17 protein-coding genes are annotated in these 17,576 nt (G+C 60.7%); 14 read left to right on the top strand and 3 right to left on the bottom strand.

All coding sequences use genetic code 11. From position 1 onward, the window contains the following. The first annotated feature begins 43 nt into the window (after window positions 1–43). Together HNO82_RS18505 and HNO82_RS18500 are read left to right on the top strand one after the other, a co-directional pair. On the top strand, window positions 44–688 hold the full coding sequence (locus HNO82_RS18505; RefSeq protein WP_175344710.1) for a GAD-like domain-containing protein: 645 nt from the start codon (window positions 44–46) through the stop codon (window positions 686–688). 96 nt (window positions 689–784) lie between these two features. Continuing rightward, window positions 785–1,462, top strand: a complete 678-nt coding sequence (locus HNO82_RS18500) for a GAD-like domain-containing protein (RefSeq protein WP_175344706.1) — start codon at window positions 785–787, stop codon at window positions 1,460–1,462. Between the two features lie 145 nt (window positions 1,463–1,607). Here HNO82_RS18500 and HNO82_RS18495 read toward each other — a convergent pair whose 3' ends face one another. Together HNO82_RS18495 and HNO82_RS18490 are read right to left on the bottom strand one after the other, a co-directional pair. Next, entirely contained in the window at window positions 1,608–2,558 is a 951-nt protein-coding gene (locus HNO82_RS18495; RefSeq protein ID WP_175344705.1) for a 2-hydroxyacid dehydrogenase, read from the bottom strand. A 113-nt stretch (window positions 2,559–2,671) separates the two neighbouring features. Then, entirely contained in the window at window positions 2,672–3,106 is a 435-nt protein-coding gene (locus HNO82_RS18490) for an acyl-CoA thioesterase (protein WP_175344704.1), read from the bottom strand. 153 nt (window positions 3,107–3,259) lie between these two features. On the opposite strand from HNO82_RS18490, the gene HNO82_RS18485 reads away from it, so the two are divergent. From HNO82_RS18485 to coq7, 9 genes are all read left to right on the top strand, one after another. Beyond that, window positions 3,260–5,164, top strand: coding sequence for an ABCB family ABC transporter ATP-binding protein/permease (locus HNO82_RS18485; RefSeq protein ID WP_175344703.1), 1,905 nt, complete (start codon window positions 3,260–3,262; stop codon window positions 5,162–5,164). Window positions 5,165–5,251: 87 nt separating this feature from the next. After that, entirely contained in the window at window positions 5,252–6,283 is a 1,032-nt protein-coding gene (locus tag HNO82_RS18480) for a LysR family transcriptional regulator (RefSeq protein ID WP_175344702.1), read from the top strand. Between the two features lie 328 nt (window positions 6,284–6,611). After that, window positions 6,612–7,904: a Glu/Leu/Phe/Val family dehydrogenase gene (locus HNO82_RS18475; protein WP_008331915.1), complete on the top strand. Its 1,293-nt coding sequence runs from the start codon at window positions 6,612–6,614 to the stop codon at window positions 7,902–7,904. Between the two features lie 926 nt (window positions 7,905–8,830). Beyond that, window positions 8,831–9,778 (top strand): amino acid ABC transporter substrate-binding protein, encoded by a 948-nt coding sequence (locus HNO82_RS18470; RefSeq protein ID WP_175344701.1) that lies wholly within the window; start codon window positions 8,831–8,833, stop codon window positions 9,776–9,778. Between the two features lie 187 nt (window positions 9,779–9,965). Continuing rightward, window positions 9,966–10,715 carry an amino acid ABC transporter permease gene (locus HNO82_RS18465; RefSeq protein ID WP_175344700.1) on the top strand — a complete coding sequence of 250 codons (750 nt, stop codon included), beginning with the start codon at window positions 9,966–9,968 and terminating at the stop codon, window positions 10,713–10,715. 3 nt (window positions 10,716–10,718) lie between these two features. Next, window positions 10,719–11,414, top strand: a complete 696-nt coding sequence (locus HNO82_RS18460; protein ID WP_175344699.1) for an amino acid ABC transporter permease — start codon at window positions 10,719–10,721, stop codon at window positions 11,412–11,414. A gap of 82 nt (window positions 11,415–11,496) precedes the next feature. Next, complete coding sequence (locus HNO82_RS18455; RefSeq protein WP_008331909.1) at window positions 11,497–12,225, top strand: amino acid ABC transporter ATP-binding protein; 729 nt, start codon at window positions 11,497–11,499, stop codon at window positions 12,223–12,225. Window positions 12,226–12,450: 225 nt separating this feature from the next. Then, window positions 12,451–13,485 carry a dihydroorotase gene (pyrC, locus tag HNO82_RS18450; RefSeq protein ID WP_175344698.1) on the top strand — a complete coding sequence of 345 codons (1,035 nt, stop codon included), beginning with the start codon at window positions 12,451–12,453 and terminating at the stop codon, window positions 13,483–13,485. Window positions 13,486–13,591: 106 nt separating this feature from the next. Then, window positions 13,592–14,218 (top strand): 2-polyprenyl-3-methyl-6-methoxy-1,4-benzoquinone monooxygenase, encoded by a 627-nt coding sequence (coq7, locus tag HNO82_RS18445; protein WP_008331904.1) that lies wholly within the window; start codon window positions 13,592–13,594, stop codon window positions 14,216–14,218. A gap of 80 nt (window positions 14,219–14,298) precedes the next feature. Here coq7 and HNO82_RS18440 read toward each other — a convergent pair whose 3' ends face one another. Next, a complete protein-coding gene (locus HNO82_RS18440; RefSeq protein WP_034350979.1) occupies window positions 14,299–14,757 on the bottom strand; it encodes an OsmC family protein in 459 nt (152 codons plus the stop codon). A 643-nt stretch (window positions 14,758–15,400) separates the two neighbouring features. Here HNO82_RS18440 and rplM point away from each other — a divergent pair. The 3 genes from rplM to argC all read left to right on the top strand — a co-directional run bounded on the left by rplM (window position 15,401) and on the right by argC (window position 17,562). Further along, entirely contained in the window at window positions 15,401–15,829 is a 429-nt protein-coding gene (gene rplM / locus HNO82_RS18435; RefSeq protein ID WP_006461967.1) for a 50S ribosomal protein L13, read from the top strand. A gap of 9 nt (window positions 15,830–15,838) precedes the next feature. Beyond that, a complete protein-coding gene (gene rpsI, locus HNO82_RS18430; protein WP_006461968.1) occupies window positions 15,839–16,231 on the top strand; it encodes a 30S ribosomal protein S9 in 393 nt (130 codons plus the stop codon). 293 nt (window positions 16,232–16,524) lie between these two features. Further along, window positions 16,525–17,562 (top strand): N-acetyl-gamma-glutamyl-phosphate reductase, encoded by a 1,038-nt coding sequence (gene argC / locus HNO82_RS18425; protein ID WP_008331901.1) that lies wholly within the window; start codon window positions 16,525–16,527, stop codon window positions 17,560–17,562. Window positions 17,563–17,576 lie beyond the last annotated feature (14 nt).

Below are 17,576 nucleotides of genomic sequence, written 5' to 3'. Positions count from 1 at the left end.
AGCGCCCTTTCTGGACAGAACGCATCTCACGCCTATTTATGAAATGGGTTCTAGTAATTTTGGTGAGGCTACCAAGTGCGCCAATGTACCTGCGGCAAGCTTTGAAAAATGGCGCGGTAAGTTGCCAGATCAGTTGCTGAAATACTGGAAGCGAGAAGGCTGGTGCGAATATGTCAATGGCCTTTTTTGTACAGTTGATCCTGATGACTACGAAGATATTGTTGATCAGTGGTTAGCGGACACCGGATTGAACGAAATTGACGCATTCCACGTTATCGGAAGGTCTGCATTTGGCGATCTCTATCTATTCGGTGAGAAGACGGGACGCAGCGTCACGATTGCAGCAACCCTAAATATGATCACGGTTTTACAGAATAAATTGAAAGAAAAGAGAAAGAGGGAGCTGGACTTTTCGATCCGTTGTTTTTTCTCGTTCATTAAGCCTTCCCAGCTTGACATGGAGGACGAAAATGGACAGCCACTCTTCGAACGCGCCAGGTCAAAACTCGGCCCACTTGAACCGCACGAAATCTATGGATTCGAGCCCGCCATCGTACTCGGCGGAAAAGTTCTCCTCGAAAATCTGGCAAAAGTGAATGCCAAGGTACACCTGACGATTCTCCGTCAATTCGCCGATCCGGAATTGCCACTCTCGGGTATCGATATCGAAAAGTTGCTCAATTCTTGAACCATGCAGCCATGAAAGGATGACTCAAAAAAAGGATAGTTAAAAAACAGGCGTAGCACCTTATTTTTCTAAAAGGAACAAAACCAAGGAAATGAGATGAGAGATGAAGACTTCGAATATTTTTCAAGCAAATTTGGCGAGGCGACCAAGCGCACTCCGGTACCGGCCAAAAGCCTGGAAAAATGGCGCAACAAACTACCCGATCAGCTATTGAAATACTGGGAGCAAGAAGGCTGGTGCGAATATGCCAATGGACTCTTTTGCACAGTCAACCCTGATGACTATGCAGGTCTCGTCGATGATTGGCTCGCGGACACCGAATTGGAGGGAGTTGACGTCTTCCACGTCATTGCGAGGTCTGCATTTGGCGAACTTTACGTGTGTGGTGAGAAAACAGGCAGCAGCGTTTCGATGAACTGCGTGCTCCATAGCGTCTCTGCTTTCGAAAATGAACTGACGCTCAAATCCAAAGAAGACTTGGATTCTTCGATTCGTTCGCTATTCGCATTCCTTAAGCCAGATGAGTGTGATGTGGAAGACGAGGATGGTCAGCCTCTCTTCGAACGTGCGCGATCCAAACTAGGTCCACTTGAACCGCATGAAATATATGGTTTCCAGCCCGCCATCGTCCTGGGCGGGAGCTTCCTGCTCGAAAATCTGGTGAAAGTGAAGGCCAATGTGCACCTGACGCTTCTCCGCATGTTCGGCGAGCCGACATTCCCATTCTCGGGGATCAACATTGAAGAGTGGCTTGACGAGTCAGACACACAGTAGTGATAGCGCTAAGCAAGTCATCACCCAAGTACGGAATGACTCAGGGCAAGACTCCTTGGACCGAAACCGCTCACCCTGAACCCATCAGCAAAAAGCCGCTGTCCGTGAACCCCTTCCGGCGGCGGCTTTTCCCCTGTATGAAGCTTCAGTCAGGCACCGGCGTCACCACCGGCTTGCCAGAAAAATGCGCCTGCAAATTGGTGAACGCCAGTTCCGCCATGGCCGTCCTGGTGACCAGCGTGCCGCTAGCCATGTGCGGCGTCAGCACCACGTTCTCCAGCGCGGCCAGTTCGGCCGGAATGTTCGGTTCGTTCTCGAATACGTCCAGCCCCGCACCGGCAATCTTGCCAGCCTGCAGCGCCGCGATGAGCGCCTTTTCGTCCACCACCGAACCACGCGCCACATTGATGAGGAAGCCCTTGGGCCCCAGCGCCTCCAGCACCTCGGCATTGACCAGCGCCCGCGTCCCCGCGCCACCCGGCGTGATCATCACCAGAAAATCGACTTCGCGCGCCAGCGAGACGATGTCTTCCACATAGGTGTAGGGCACATCCTTGCGCGAACGGTTGTGATACGCAATCTGCATGTCGAACGCCGCCGCACGCTGTGCGATGGCTTGCCCGATGCGGCCCAGGCCGACGATGCCCAGGCGCGCGCCGCTGACCTTGGTGGTGAAGGGGAAGGGCCCCTTCTTCCATTCGCCGCTGCGGGCAAAGCGGTCGGCCCGCACCACGTTGCGTGCCACGGCCAGCATCAGCGCAATGGCCATGTCGGCCACATCCTCGGTGAGCACGTCAGGCGTGTGGGTCACATGGATGCCACGCTCGCGGGCGGCCGGCACATCCACCCCGTCATAGCCGACCCCGAACACCGAGACAATCTCCAGCGCCGGGAAGCGCGCCATGAACTCGCGCCCGACCTTGGCTTCGCCATTGGCGGCAATTCCGCGCACCTGCGGCGCGATGGCATCGAGCGCTTCATCGGCGAGCGGATCGAGGATGAGGTTGTGGCAGGTGAAGTTCTGCTGCAGCAAGTCCAGCAGGTGCTGCGGCAGACGGGCGACGATGAGGACGACAGGGCGGCTGGAGGAGGTCATGGGCAATATGAAGATGAGGAAGAGGAAGGCAGAGATGGAGGCATAACGATACGTCTGTGCCGCACCCTGCGGGCTGAAAAATTTTCAAGCCCGCAGGATGGGAAGAGCGGCGCTCAGATCGCCGGGCTGGCCCCCGCTTCGCGCACCGGATCCAGCGGTGGCAGCGGGCGCGGCTTGCGGTTTTCATCGGTGGCCACGTAGGTGAGGGTGGCTTCGGTCACCTTGACGATTTCGGTCTGCAGGCGATTGCGCTCGGCATACACTTCAACGTTGACCGTGATGGAGGTATTGCCGACCTTGACGATATCGGCATAGAAGGACAGCAGGTCTCCCACGAACACCGGATTCTTGAACAGGAAGGAATTGACCGCAATCGTCGCCACCCGCCCGTTGGCGCGGCGCGTAGCCGGCAGTGAACCGGCGATGTCGACCTGGGCCATGATCCAGCCACCGAAGACGTCGCCATAGACGTTGGCATCCGACGGCATGGGCATGACGCGCAATTGCGGCGCCTTGCCCGGCGGAAGTTGGGGAACGGTGGGTGACATGGAAGGCTCCTTTGCAGGTGAGCCCCGGCAGGGCGCCGGGATGGCTCTTATAATTCGGTTTTGCGCCCGCAGGCGCGGCAAGAGGCTAGTGTATCGGATGTTGCGCTTTTGCTGGTCTGTGGTGCACGACCTTCTTCCTTTGTGATCCGCCCCATGCGCCGCTATCCGAATTCCTCGTCCCCGACCCAAGCCCCCATCAAACGCCAGCGCGGCGACTGGGAAGTCGTGCGCACGCTGCTGCCCTACCTGTGGACCTACAAATGGCGCGTGATGCTGGCGCTGGCCTTCCTGGTCGGTGCCAAGCTGGCCAATGTAGGCGTGCCGCTGGTGTTGAAGAAGCTGGTCGATGCCATGACCATCACGCCCGCCCATCCGCAAGCCCTGCTGGTGTTGCCGCTCGGGCTGCTGGTGGCCTATGGCGCGCTGCGGCTGGCCACCGCACTCTTTACCGAATTGCGCGAACTGATGTTCGCCCGTGTCACCCAGCGCGCCGTGCGCACCATTGCGCTGCAGGTGTTCCGCCATCTGCATGCGCTGTCGCTGCGCTTCCACCTGAACCGCCAGACCGGCGGCATGACGCGCGACATCGAACGCGGTACGCGTGGCGTCTCTACGCTGGTGTCCTATACGCTCTTCTCGATCTTGCCCACCATCATCGAGATCGTGCTGGTGCTGGCCTATCTCATCACGCATTACGACATCTGGTTCTCATTGATCACCGCCGGTGCGCTGGTGCTCTACATCCTCTTCACCATCACGGTCACCGAGTGGCGCACGCATTTCCGCCGTACCATGAACGAGCTGGATTCGCACGCCAATACGCGCGCCATCGATTCGCTGCTCAACTACGAGACGGTGAAGTATTTCGGCAACGAGGAATTTGAGGCGCGCCGCTATGACGAAGGTCTGCAGCGCTATGAGCGCGCGGCGGTGAAATCGCAGAGTTCGCTCTCGCTGCTCAATACCGGGCAGTCCGCCATCATCGCCATTGCGGTCACGCTCATCCTGTGGCGCGCCATCGCCGGTGTCATCGATGGCAGCATGACTCTGGGGGACATGGTGCTGGTCAATGCCTTCATGATCCAGTTGTACATTCCACTCAATTTCCTCGGTGTGCTCTATCGTGAAATCAAGCAGAGTCTGGCGGACATGGAACGCCTGTTCTCGCTGCTGGAAGAAAACCGCGAAGTGGCCGACCGGCCCGGTGCGCAGCCGCTCAGGACGCAAGGTGCGGAACTGCATTTCGAGCATGTGGACTTCAGCTACGAGCGCAATCGCCAGATCCTCTTCGATGTCGATTTCAAGGTGCAGGCCGGCACCACCACCGCCGTGGTCGGCCACAGCGGTTCGGGCAAGTCGACGCTGTCGCGTTTGCTGTATCGCTTCTACGACGTCGACCAGGGCGCCATCCGTATCGACGCGCAGGATGTGCGCAATGTCACGCAAGCCTCGCTGCGCCAGGCCATCGGCATCGTCCCTCAGGACACGGTGCTGTTCAACGACACCATCGAGTACAACATCGCCTACGGCAAGCCCGGCGCCACGCGAGAGCAGATCGTGGCGGCGGCCAAGGCGGCCTATATCCACGACTTCATCGAATCACTGCCGGAAGGCTATGCGAGCATGGTCGGCGAGCGCGGACTGAAATTGTCGGGCGGTGAAAAGCAGCGCGTGGCGATTGCCCGCACCCTGCTCAAGGATCCGGCCATCCTCATCTTCGACGAAGCCACCTCGGCCCTCGACTCGCGCGCCGAGCAGGCCATCCAGCAACAGCTCGAAGAAATCGCCCGTGAGCGGACCACGCTGGTCATTGCGCATCGCCTGTCCACCATCGTCAATGCCCACCAGATCCTGGTGATGGATCACGGTCGCATCGTCGAACGTGGTACGCATGCAGGACTGTTGATGGCCAATGGTCTGTATGCGCAGATGTGGCTGCGCCAGCAGGCCGGGGCCGAGGACGAGGGTGGTTCGGCGCTGCCGCAACCCGAGGGCGCCGTGCCGGCAGGCGAGCCGGACGCCGAACCCACGGTGCTGATGCCGGCCGGACGGCGCTAAGACCTCCATACGCGCGTGCAGCTTGCGCCGGCGCGGGCGCAGCGGCACAATTCGCCCATTCGACCTGGAAAGGGAAGTGGGCGGGCAATGGAAAGCAAATGGCTTGAGGATTTCGTCTCCCTGGCGGAGACGCGCAGTTTCAGTCGCTCGGCGGAGTTGCGGCATGTGACGCAACCGGCCTTCTCGCGGCGCATCCAGTCGCTGGAAGCCTGGCTGGGCACCGACCTGATCGACCGCACCTCCTATCCCACGCGCCTGACGGCCGCCGGCGAAGTCTTCTATGAACAGGCCGTGGCCATGCTGGGCCAGATCAACAACACCCGCGCCCTGCTGCGCGGCAAGCGGCCCACGGCCCAGACCACTATCGACTTCGCCGTCCCCCATACGCTCTCGCTGACCTACATGCCCAAGTGGTTGAGCGCCCTGGAGTCGGGGTTCGGCTCCATCAATACCCGCCTGATCGCGCTCAACGTCCACGATGCCGTCATGACCATCGTCGAAGGCGGCTGCGACCTGCTGCTGTGCTATCACCATCCGCGTCAGCCGGTGCAGCTCGATGCCAGCCGCTACGACATGCTCACCATGGGCACCGAAACCCTGCGTCCGTATTCGCGCTGCGACCGCAATGGCAAGCCGGATTACGTCTTTCCGGGCAGTGCCAAGGCGCCCGTGCCGTTTCTTTCCTACACCAGCAATGCCTACCTGGGCCGCATGGTGGAACTGATGATGGCCGACACCAAGCGCCCGCTGCACCTGATGAAGCACTACGAGACCGACATGTCGGAAAGTCTCAAGATGATGGCGCTGGAGGGGCACGGGGTGGCCTTCCTGCCGGAATCCTCGGTGGTGCGCGAGGTGCGCAATCGCCAGCTCGCCCGCACTGATGGTCCGACCGGGGAGTGGGAAGTGGAGATGGAAATCCGCCTCTATCGTGAACGTCCGACCGCGCAGCGTACCGGCAAGGCGCTGGTGGCGCGGCTGTGGGAATACCTGGTGGATCTGGATGCGCAGCGGCAAGAAAAGACGGGGCGCAGCGAGCGTCCCAGGCCGGCTCCCGCCAGCCCCGCAAGGGCTGCGGGTGCAAAGTCGGCACGCACTACTGAAAAACGCGAATCCTGATCAAAAATTAACAGGCTAGAACGGCGCAATCCCTTTGTGACAGAGGGTTTCCAAAGGTTATGCAGGCGCTGCATAATTACATGCTCACAAAGCATTAGCCTTGTTTTGGCCGGCTGGCTACGATGGCGGCGCTGAATCGGACAGGCACGAATTTCCAGCTGGCGCACCAGGGCCGGGCTGGCAGGCGCGCCTCCGTCGCCGCCTTGGTGCGCGCCCTGCCGGCGCGACTTGCAGGCCGCTGCCGACGGAGTAACATGCCCTGGCGAACTTCGGAATTTGCAGGCCTCTCGTCTTGAACAGCACGGCTATCCAAAGGAGCGATTGCATCATGTCGAACGTACCTAATCACGAAGTGCCTTCCTATCTCGTCCCGCACGGCATCGGTCCGTGGGGCGTGTATCTCGAACAGATCGACCGCGTGACGCCCTACCTGGGCTCGCTGGCGCGCTGGGTGGAAACCCTGAAGCGACCCAAGCGCATCCTGGTGGTTGATGTCCCCATCGAACGTGACGATGGCACCATCGCCCACTTCGAAGGCTACCGCGTGCAGCACAACACCTCGCGCGGCCCCGGCAAGGGCGGCGTGCGTTTCCACCAGGATGTGACGCTCTCCGAAGTGATGGCGCTGTCGGCCTGGATGACCGTCAAGAATGCCGCCGTGAACGTGCCCTATGGTGGCGCCAAGGGCGGTATCCGCGTCGATCCCAAGACTCTCTCCCGTGGTGAGCTGCAGCGCGTCACGCGCCGCTATACCAGCGAGATCGGCATCATCATCGGCCCCAACAAGGACATTCCGGCTCCCGACGTCAACACTGATTCGCAGATCATGGCCTGGATGATGGATACCTATTCCATGAACCAGGGCAGCACCTCTTCGGGCGTGGTTACCGGCAAGCCCATCTCGCTGGGCGGTAGCCTCGGCCGTCATGAAGCCACCGGTCGCGGCGTCTTCGTGGTCGGTTGCGAAGCCGCTGTCAAGCGCGGCATGGACATCAAGGATGCCAAGGTCGCGGTGCAAGGTTTCGGCAACGTCGGCGGCATCGCTGCACGCCTGTTCGCTGAAGCCGGCGCCAAGGTGGTGGCCGTGCAGGATCACGTGACCACGGTCTTCAACGCCGCTGGCCTGGACGTGCCGGCACTGCAGGCGTACGTCGCCAGCAATGGCAGCGTCAAGGGTTTCCCTGGTGCGGACGAGATCACCGATCGTGCCCAATTCTGGTCGGTTGACTGCGACATTCTGGTGCCTGCCGCACTGGAACAGCAGATCACCGAAGCCAACGCCAATCAGATCAAGGCCAAGATCATCCTGGAAGGCGCCAACGGCCCGACCACGCCGGCTGCCGACGACATCCTGCGTGACAAGGGCGTGCTGATCGTGCCCGACGTGATTGCCAACGCCGGTGGCGTGACGGTGAGCTACTTCGAATGGGTGCAGGACTTCTCCAGCTTCTTCTGGACCGAAGACGAAATCAACCTGCGCCTGACCCGCATCATGCGCGAAGCCTTTGCCGCCGTCTGGCAACTGGCCGAAGAGAAGAAGGTGTCGCTGCGTACGGCGGCCTTCATCGTGGCCTGTACCCGCGTGCTGCAGGCGCGCGAGATGCGCGGTCTGTATCCGTGATGCAGTGATGCCTTGAAAGATCGGTCCGGCGAGCACCGGACCACCACGGCCCAAGACGGCGGCGCAGTGCGCCACAGATCGTCGGCCATGATTCCAGAACACTCTGGTTCGGAGGAGACGTGGTTGCAGTGCGCATGCGCACCGCAGGCCAACCAGCCTTGCGGCGCAATATCTTCAGTACGGGACCCGGCATCGACATGCCGGGCGCTGCCGCATGTGCGTCCGGTTCGGCGTCTGCCTCGCAGGGCGTGCCGGCCGATCTTGCACTCTGGACGAGGCGACGTGTTTTTGACACATCCCTTCACTCCTGCCGCACTCGCATTCGCCCCCAGGACGCTGCGCTCGCTCCTTCCTTGCACTTTTCTTCATATCGCCTCGCAAGCCGCCTCCACACGGGCTTGGCGCTGCCACTTCCGGATTCTCTCGAAGCCCTTGCCCGTCGCCTCGACAGAGCGTGTCGTCGGCTGCGCCCGCACGCTCGCGTGTGGCCTGCGCAGTTGGTTTCTGGCATGGATATTGCTGACCGGAACGGGGGTGCTGTCGTGGCGTCTGTGGCTGGGCCAGCGCTTCCTGCGTGGTGCGAAGCCGTCCTCAGCGCATCGGATCGTGGTGTTGCGGCCATGAGGGTTTTTGCGGATTGCCTGACCGGGCGGCATATGTCGTACAATGCGCCCGCCGCCAGTTGCGCTTGGGTAATTTGCCAGCCTGTGGATCACCGAGGGGGTGGTCGTTGCAAGACGTCGCCAGTGGTGCATCAAACAAAGCTGGCAAAGAACTGTGTTAGCACACAGAATAGGCGACACGGCAGAGAACAATAACAGGTTCGTCAATACGGCCGGCCAGCCCGATGTCGGGCTCCGCGCAAGCGGATCCGCCAGCGGGTCATTTGATACGTTACGTAAAAAATTTTTCCAGGAGGTCACACAATGAAGTTATTGAAGCTAGCAGGGGTTTTGGTTGGGGCAAGCGTACTGATGAGCTCGGTGCATGCTGAGGAATTCACCGGCCGTCTGAAGAAGATCAAGGACTCGGGTACCCTGACGCTGGGTGTGCGCGATTCGTCGATCCCCTTCTCCTATCTGGACGACAAGCAGTCCTATCAGGGCTACTCGATCGACCTGTGCCTGAAGGCCGCGACCGCGATCCAGAAGAAGCTGGGCCTGACCTCGCTGAACATCAAGATGGTGCCCGTGACGTCGGCCACCCGCATTCCGCTCATCGCCAACGGTACCACCGACATTTCCTGCGACTCCGCGACCAACAACCAGGAGCGCTGGAACCAGGTGGCCTTCTCGATGACCGAGTTCGTGACCGCCAACAAGTTCCTGTCCAAGAAGTCGGCCAACCTGAAGACGCTGGATGACCTCAAGGGCAAGACCATCGTGTCGACCTCCGGCACCTCCAACCTGAAGCAGATTACTGCGCTGAACGCCGAACGCAACCTGGGCATGAACATCCTGGCTGCCAAGGACCACGCCGAAGCCTTCCTGATGGTGGAAACCGGCCGTGCCGCTGCCTTCGTGATGGACGACATCCTGCTGTCCTCGCTGGCTGCCAACTCCAAGGCGCCGGGCGACTACCAGGTGTCCTCGGAAGCCCTGTCGGTCGAGCCGTACGGCCTGATCCTGCCCAAGGGTGACAAGGAGTTCAAGAAGGTCGTGGACGATGCGCTGACCGTGGTCTACAAGGGTGACGACATCAAGAAGATCTACGCCAAGTGGTTCCAGTCGCCGATCCCGCCCAAGGGTGTCAACCTGAACGTGCCGATGAGCCCGCAGCTGCAGGCCGTCATGGCCAAGCCTACCGACTCCTACGATCCGGCTGCTTATGCTGCCGTGCCGGAAGCGCAGAAGAACATGGGCAAGAAGAAGTAATCAGCACATTGCTTCGTGCAATTGGATGAAACGGGGGCCTGTCCCCCGTTTTGTTTAGCCGGAGCCGCCCCGCTTGCCCGGCAGCAAGGCAGGGGTGGCGCCGGTGCTGACCCAACAAGAAGCGGCGCGGCATTTGCCTGGTGACCGCGCCCGAGAACACAGACTTCGAACACAGACGAGGCCATTTATGCATTACAACTGGAATTGGGGAATCTTCTGGGAGATGTCTCCCGATGGCATCCCCTACATCGATACGCTGCTGGCGGGCCTGAAATGGACCCTGGCCACGGCCGCCTGCGCCTGGATCATGGCACTGGTCCTGGGCACCATCTTCGGTACCCTGCGTACCACCACCAAGCCCTGGGTCGTGCGCATTGCCAACGGCTACGTGGAACTGTTCCGCAACATCCCGCTGCTGGTGCAGATGTTCCTGTGGTATTTCGTGATACCGGAACTGCTGCCCAAGGCCCTCGGTGACTGGATCAAGAGCCTGCCGGATGCGTCCTTCGTGACCGCGACCCTGGCCCTGGGCTTCTTCACTTCCTCCCGTGTGGCCGTGCAGGTGACCACCGGCATCCAGGCGCTGCCGCGCGGCCAGCGCATGGCCGGCGCCGCACTGGGCCTGACGCCCACGCAGACCTACCGCTATGTGCTGTTGCCGATGGCTTTCCGCATCATCATTCCGGCGCTGACCAACGAATTTGCCGCCATCATCAAGAACAGCTCGGTGGCGCTGACCATCGGTCTGGTGGAACTGACTGCGGCGACCTACTCGATGCGCGAATTCACCTTCCAGACCTTCGAGGCTCTGACCGGCGCCACCATCATCTACGTGATCATTTCGGTCATCGCGCTGTTCCTGGCGCGTCTGCTGGAAAAAGTCACCGCCGTTCCCGGCTATATCACCGGCGGCAGCACCAGCGCAGGAGGGCATTGATCCATGTTCAGCAATTTCGATTTCGACGTCATCCAGCGTTCCTGGGTCTACCTGTTCACGACCGGCCTGAAGTTCACGCTCATCCTGACCTTCTCGGCCATGCTGGGCGGGATCATCCTGGGGACGCTCCTGGCCATGATGCGCCTGTCGTCCAACAAGCCGCTGTCATTCGTCGCCACGACTTACGTCAACCTGATCCGCTCCATTCCGCTGGTGCTGGTGATCTTCTGGTTCTACTTCCTGGTGCCTTTCATCGGCGCCTGGATCATCGGTGCCTCCGAGCCTATCCAGGTCGGCGCCTTCGAATCGGCCCTGATCACCTTCATCCTGTTCGAGGCGGCGTATTACTGCGAGATCATGCGTTCGGGCATCCAGTCCATCCCGCGTGGTCAGGTGTTCGCCGGCTATGCCATCGGCATGAACTACTGGCAGATGATGGGCAACGTGGTGCTGCCGCAGGCCTTCCGCAACATGACCCCGATTCTGCTCACGCAAACCATCGTGCTGTTCCAGGACGTGTCGCTGGTCTACGTGCTGGGTTCGGTGCCCGACTTCGTCACCAGCGCCTCCAAGATCGCGCAGCGTGATGGCCGTCTGGTGGAAATGTACCTGTTCGTGGCCGTGGTCTACTTCATCCTCAGCTTCGGCCTGTCGGCCTTGGTGAAGCGCTTCCAGAAGAAGATCGCCATCATCCGCTAATGCCTTTGACGGCCGCCGCCCGTGCGCTGTTGCGCTAGGTGGCGGCCAGTGAATCCAGAATTCAGAAATCCAGGAGAATCCAATGATTGAACTCAACAACGTCAGCAAGTGGTACGGCAGCTTCCAGGTCCTGACCGACTGCTCGACCTCCGTCAAGAAGGGCGATGTGGTGGTGGTGTGCGGCCCGTCCGGTTCGGGCAAGTCCACGCTGATCAAGACCGTCAATGGCCTGGAGCCGTTCCAGAAGGGCACCATCACGGTCGATGGTGTCTCGGTGGGCGACCCCAAGACCAACCTGTCCAAGCTGCGCGCACGCATCGGCATGGTGTTTCAGAATTTCGAGCTGTTCCCGCACCTCTCCATCCGCGAGAACCTGACCATCGGCCAGATCAAGGTGCTGGGTCGTTCCAAGGAAGAGGCTACCGAAAAGGGCCTGAAGTACCTGGACCGCGTGGGCCTGCTGGCACACAAGGACAAGTTCCCCGGCCAGCTCTCCGGCGGCCAGCAGCAGCGCGTGGCGATTGCCCGCGCACTGTCGATGGACCCGATCGCCATGCTCTTCGATGAACCGACCTCGGCGCTGGACCCGGAAATGATCAATGAAGTGCTCGACGTCATGGTCGGCCTGGCCCAGGAAGGCATGACCATGATGGTCGTGACCCACGAAATGGGCTTTGCCCGCAAGGTCGCCAACCGCGTGGTCTTCATGGACAAGGGCCTGGTGGTCGAAGATTGCGCCAAGGACGAGTTCTTCGCTTCGCCGCGCTCGGAACGCGCACGTGATTTCCTGGCCAAGATCATCACTCACTGATCGCCGTAGCCAGTGTCAATGCAAGGGCCGCTCCGGCAACGGGGCGGCCCTTGTCGTTTGTGCCAGGTCAAAAGCGGGTCAGGGCTTGCTCCCGGGGTGCTTGACGGCTACGGTAGAATGTCGCCCTTGAAGACATCGCGGCTGGCTCTCCACAGCCCGCATCCGCCGGGATGCCTTGCCAGACACTGAGACTGCCCCCCACTCCAAGACCGAAAGAGCATCGCAATGAGCAACGTATTGACCATCACCCGCCCGGACGACTGGCACCTGCACCTGCGCGACGGCGCCACCATGCAGGACGTGCTGCCCCATACTGCACGCCAGTTCGCCCGCGCCATCGTCATGCCCAACTTGAAGCCGCCGGTAACTACCACCGCGCAGGCCGGTGCGTATCGCGATCGCATCCTGGCAGCCTTGCCCGCCGGCATGGACTTCGAGCCGCTGATGGTGCTCTACCTGACCGACAATACCCCGCCCGAGGAAATCCGCCGTGCCAAGGAAAGCGGCTTCGTCAAGGCCGTGAAGCTCTATCCGGCCGGCGCCACCACCAATTCGGATGCCGGCGTGACCGATCTCTCCAAGTGCTACAAGACCCTGGAAGTGCTGCAGGAAGTGGGCATGCCCTTCCTGGTCCACGGTGAGGTGACCGACCCCGAGATCGACCTGTTCGACCGCGAAGCCGTCTTCATCGACCGTATCATGAAGCCGCTGCGTCAGGCCATGCCGGAGCTGAAGGTGGTCTTCGAGCACATCACCACCAAGGAAGCGGCCGACTACGTACTGGCCGGTGAGGGCCCGACGGCGGCCACCATCACCGCGCACCACCTCCTGTTCAACCGCAACGAGATCTTCAAGGGCGGCATTCGTCCGCACTACTACTGCCTGCCGGTCTTGAAGCGCGAGACCCATCGCAAGGCACTGGTGGCGGCAGCGACCTCGGGCAATGACAAGTTCTTCCTCGGTACCGATTCGGCTCCGCATGCCAAGGGCGCCAAGGAGCACGCCTGTGGCTGTGCCGGCTGCTACACCGCGCTGCACGCGCTGGAGCTGTATGCCGAGGCCTTCGACAGCGCCGGTGCGCTGGACAAGTTCGAGGCCTTCGCCAGCTTCAACGGTCCGGACTTCTACAACCTGCCGCGCAATACCGGCACCGTCACCCTGAAGCGCGAGACCTGGGCCATCCCGGCCGAGCTGCCCATGGGCGAGGCCACCGTCGTGCCGCTGTCGGCGGGCGAACAGATCCACTGGAAGATGGTCTGACAGAGTCTGGTCTGCTTCGCGGACCAGCCGTGTTGCTTCGTCCCCGGCCCCGGCTTCCGACTGCAAGGGCCGGGCTGTCCATCACAACGAAAGAAAGGCGAGCTGTATGCAATTCGTCGATGAACTGATTACCGATTTCGACAAGGCGCTGCGCGTGATCAACGGCGTGGTGTTCGAGAGCCGTCCCAACCCGGGGCGCGGCCTGCCGGACGGTGTCATGAACGAGGCCGAGAAGCGCCACGCGGCCGGGCTGATGCGGGTCAACAATGTGGGTGAGGTGTGTGCCCAGGCGCTCTACGATGCCCAGGGCCGGTTTGCCCAGACCGAGGATATCAAGCAAGCCTTCCGGCGCGCAGGCATTGAGGAAGAGGATCACCTGGCCTGGACTGCCGAACGCCTGCGTGAGCTGGGTTCACATACCAGTCTGCTCAATCCGCTGTGGTATGGCGGGGCCTATGTACTGGGCAGTATTGCCGCACGCCTGGGGGATGCGCGCAACCTGGGCTTCGTCTCCGAGACCGAGCGCCAGGTCGAGCACCACCTGCTGGGCCACCTGGACAAGCTGCCGGCCCAGGACAACCGCTCGCGCGCCATCGTCGACCAGATGCGCCTGGATGAAATCGAACACGGCCAGGCCGCACGTGATCTGGGCGCGGCCGAAGTGCCGGCCCCGGTGCGCGGGATGATGAAGGCCATGGCCAAGGTCATGACCACGGTCGCTTACCGGATCTGATATCGGATCGCCACAGGCGTGGCGGACATGAAAAAAGCGGCCTCGGCCGCTTTTTTTCTTGCTGCATCCAATACCGGACCTTACTGCTGCTGGGCGGCCGCCGAGGAGGTATCGGTCAGGTCGTCGATGATCTCGAAGGAGTGCGTGATCTCGGCCGTCTTCTCCAGCATGATCGAGGCCGAGCAGTACTTGTCGTGGGACAGCTTGATGGCGCGTTCGACCACATTGGTCTTCAGGTTGCGGCCACGCACGGTAAAGTGGAAATGAATCTTGGTGAAGACCTTGGGATCGGTCTCGGCACGTTCCGACTTCAGGGTCACGTCGCAGCCGCGCACGTCCTGGCCGCTCTTGCGCAGGATCACCACCACGTCATAGGCGGTGCAGCCGCCGGTGCCGGCCAGCACCACTTCCATCGGACGCGGCGCCAGGTTGCGGCCGCCGCCATCGGGCGCGCCATCCATCGTCAGCAGGTGGCCCGAACCGGTTTCCGCCGTGAAGGTCATGCCGGACAAGCCGGTCCAACGTACTGTGCATTCCATCTGTATCGCCCCAATCGGTTCCATGAAGCTGCGTATTGTAGCTTTTGATGCGCGCGCCCGCAGCCAGTGCAGGGGAGGGCATGTGAAGCTTCATGATTTTTGCGCTGCGGAAAAATTGTCGGATTATTATTCATCTATCGCATTTCCACTGCGCTTTCGGCAACTTGTAACTCAGTAGTGATGCCGCTTGCAGACAGTTACAAATTTATTCGCTGCGCGTTATTGCGTCGCACAAACCGCTTTGCTATATTGAATTCAACGGAAGTTTTTGCAGCACGTAACGATGTCTCCTCCACCCTCCTCATTGGTGTGGATTAAACCCGGAACCTCAGTGTCCGGGTTTTTTTTGTCTTTTTTCCGGCAAACTCGGTCAAAGCACGATGCAAAGTTGCTCCTGCGGCAACGAAATGCCGTCTTCCCGCGATAAAACCCGGGAAAATTGCCGGATCGCCGCCACAATCCCGCGAAACCTTTTGACGCTAAGTCCTTGAAAAGGCTATACTTGCCGGCTTTCCCATGCGCTCGGGAAGATAGAAGGATGAGTCCGCAAAGCGAAGCAGCAAGGACAGCAGGCATCGGCCGGCTGGCCCGCATGAGCGGAACCGCCATTTGAGCGTTTATATACTGATAGAGAAAGTCAAACATGAAGACCTTTTCCGCTAAAGCCCATGAGGTTCAGCGCGAGTGGTTCGTGATTGACGCGACGGACTTGGTCCTCGGACGTGTTGCCAGCGAAGTGGCACTCCGACTGCGCGGCAAGCACAAACCCGAATTCACTCCGCACGTCGATACCGGTGACTTCATCGTCGTCGTCAACGCAGGCAAGCTGCGCGTGACCGGCACCAAGGCCACTGAAAAGACCTATTTCCGCCACAGCGGTTATCCGGGCGGCATCTACGAAACCAACTTCCTGAAGATGCAGCAGCGTTTCCCCGGCCGTGCGCTGGAGAAGGCCGTCAAGGGCATGCTGCCCAAGGGTCCGCTGGGCTACGCCATGATCAAGAAGCTGAAGGTCTATGCAGATGGCAACCATCCGCACTCGGCCCAGCAACCGAAACCCCTCGCCCTCTAAGGAACAGACATGATCGGTAACTACAATTACGGAACCGGCCGTCGCAAGAGTGCAGTGGCGCGTGTTTTCATCAAGGCAGGTTCGGGCAACATCATCGTCAATGGCAAGCCCGCCGCTGAATACTTCTCCCGCGAAACCGGCCTGATGGTGATCCGTCAGCCGCTGGAACTGACCGGCAACGTCGAACGTTTCGACATCAAGGTGAACGTCCACGGTGGCGGCGAGTCCGGCCAGGCCGGCGCTGTTCGCCACGGCATCACCCGCGCTCTGATCGACTACGATGCCGGCCTGAAGTCGGCTCTGTCCAACGCAGGCTTCGTCACCCGTGACGCGCGTGAAGTCGAACGTAAGAAGGTTGGTCTGCGCAAGGCACGTCGCGCAAAGCAATTCTCGAAGCGTTAATCGTTTCCTGCATTACGGAAAGCCGTCGGCATGCTGCCGACGGCTTTTTGCTTTCTTGCCTGCCTGCTTTGCCGCAAGGGGCGGTACCGACAGCGCGTCTCGCATTGTGACGAGTATTCCGGCTATTTACGGAAATAACTTCCCAATGGGAAATCAGGGGGAAATATTCTCCTGCTAGAATTGAAAGCTTTCCGACGTGTGATGTCGCGATGGGGTCGATGCAGTCGATGCGCGTACCTGCAGCGCTCATCCGCCACGGCGTATTTCTTCGCTTTTTTTCGCAAGGAACAGACATGATCAAGGTAGGTATCGTTGGCGGAACCGGTTACACCGGTGTCGAATTGCTGCGTATTTTTGCCACGCACCCCCAGGCCCGGGTGGAAGCCGTGACATCGCGCAAGGAAGACGGCATGCCGGTGGCCGAGATGTATCCTTCCCTGCGCGGCCGCGTGGACGTGGCCTTCTCTTCGCCCGACAAGGCGCGCCTGACCGACTGTGACGTGGTTTTCTTCGCCACCCCGCACGGCGTGGCCATGGCCCAGGCCCCGGAACTGGTGGCCGCCGGTGTGAAGGTGATCGACCTTGCTGCCGACTTCCGCATGCAGGACGTGGCTGCCTTCGAGAAGTGGTACAAGCTGCCGCACAGCTGCACAGACCTGTTGAAGGAAGCCGCCTACGGCCTGCCCGAACTGAACCGCGAAGCCATCCGCAAGGCGCGCGTAGTGGGCAACCCGGGTTGCTATCCGACCACCATGCAGCTGGGCTTTGCCCCGCTCTTGAAGGCCGGCGTGATCGATGCCTCGCACCTGATCGCCGACTGCAAGTCCGGCGTTTCCGGCGCCGGCCGCAAGGCTGAACTGAGCCTGCTGTTCTCGGAAGCCTCCGACAACTTCAAGGCTTATGGCGTCTCCGGCCATCGCCACTCGCCCGAAACCATCGAACGCCTCTCGCACCTGACCAGTGACAAGGTGGGCCTGCTGTTCACTCCGCACCTGGTGCCGATGATCCGTGGCATGCACTCCACCCTCTACGCGCGTCTGAACAAGGACATCGACAACGCCGCCCTGCAGGCCCTGTTCGAGGAGGCTTACAAGGATGAGCCCTTCGTCGATGTGCTGCCCTTCGGATCGCATCCCGAGACCCGCACCACGCGCGCCTCCAACATGCTGCGCCTGGCCGTGCATCGTCCGGACAATGGCGATACCGTGGTGGTGCTGGTGGTCCAGGACAACCTGGTCAAGGGCGCTTCCGGTCAGGCCGTGCAGTGCATGAACCTGATGTTCGGGCTGGAAGAAACCACCGGCCTGCAGCAGGTCCCGGTCCTGCCGTGAAGTACCGCTTGTGG

Origin of the sequence: Herbaspirillum sp. C9C3, from assembly GCF_013359625.1 — a bacterium.
Classification (GTDB): Bacteria; Pseudomonadota; Gammaproteobacteria; order Burkholderiales; family Burkholderiaceae_D; genus Herbaspirillum.
This window is presented reverse-complemented; position numbering and strand designations above follow the sequence as displayed.

Coding starts and splice junctions, on each gene's coding strand:
- HNO82_RS18505 (WP_175344710.1), top strand. CDS start 44: ATGGGTTCTAGTAATTTTGGTGAGGCTACCAAGTGCGCCAATGTACCT.
- HNO82_RS18500 (WP_175344706.1), top strand. CDS start 785: ATGAGAGATGAAGACTTCGAATATTTTTCAAGCAAATTTGGCGAGGCG.
- HNO82_RS18495 (WP_175344705.1), bottom strand. CDS start 2,558: ATGACCTCCTCCAGCCGCCCTGTCGTCCTCATCGTCGCCCGTCTGCCG.
- HNO82_RS18490 (WP_175344704.1), bottom strand. CDS start 3,106: ATGTCACCCACCGTTCCCCAACTTCCGCCGGGCAAGGCGCCGCAATTG.
- HNO82_RS18485 (WP_175344703.1), top strand. CDS start 3,260: ATGCGCCGCTATCCGAATTCCTCGTCCCCGACCCAAGCCCCCATCAAA.
- HNO82_RS18480 (WP_175344702.1), top strand. CDS start 5,252: ATGGAAAGCAAATGGCTTGAGGATTTCGTCTCCCTGGCGGAGACGCGC.
- HNO82_RS18475 (WP_008331915.1), top strand. CDS start 6,612: ATGTCGAACGTACCTAATCACGAAGTGCCTTCCTATCTCGTCCCGCAC.
- HNO82_RS18470 (WP_175344701.1), top strand. CDS start 8,831: ATGAAGTTATTGAAGCTAGCAGGGGTTTTGGTTGGGGCAAGCGTACTG.
- HNO82_RS18465 (WP_175344700.1), top strand. CDS start 9,966: ATGCATTACAACTGGAATTGGGGAATCTTCTGGGAGATGTCTCCCGAT.
- HNO82_RS18460 (WP_175344699.1), top strand. CDS start 10,719: ATGTTCAGCAATTTCGATTTCGACGTCATCCAGCGTTCCTGGGTCTAC.
- HNO82_RS18455 (WP_008331909.1), top strand. CDS start 11,497: ATGATTGAACTCAACAACGTCAGCAAGTGGTACGGCAGCTTCCAGGTC.
- pyrC (WP_175344698.1), top strand. CDS start 12,451: ATGAGCAACGTATTGACCATCACCCGCCCGGACGACTGGCACCTGCAC.
- coq7 (WP_008331904.1), top strand. CDS start 13,592: ATGCAATTCGTCGATGAACTGATTACCGATTTCGACAAGGCGCTGCGC.
- HNO82_RS18440 (WP_034350979.1), bottom strand. CDS start 14,757: ATGGAATGCACAGTACGTTGGACCGGCTTGTCCGGCATGACCTTCACG.
- rplM (WP_006461967.1), top strand. CDS start 15,401: ATGAAGACCTTTTCCGCTAAAGCCCATGAGGTTCAGCGCGAGTGGTTC.
- rpsI (WP_006461968.1), top strand. CDS start 15,839: ATGATCGGTAACTACAATTACGGAACCGGCCGTCGCAAGAGTGCAGTG.
- argC (WP_008331901.1), top strand. CDS start 16,525: ATGATCAAGGTAGGTATCGTTGGCGGAACCGGTTACACCGGTGTCGAA.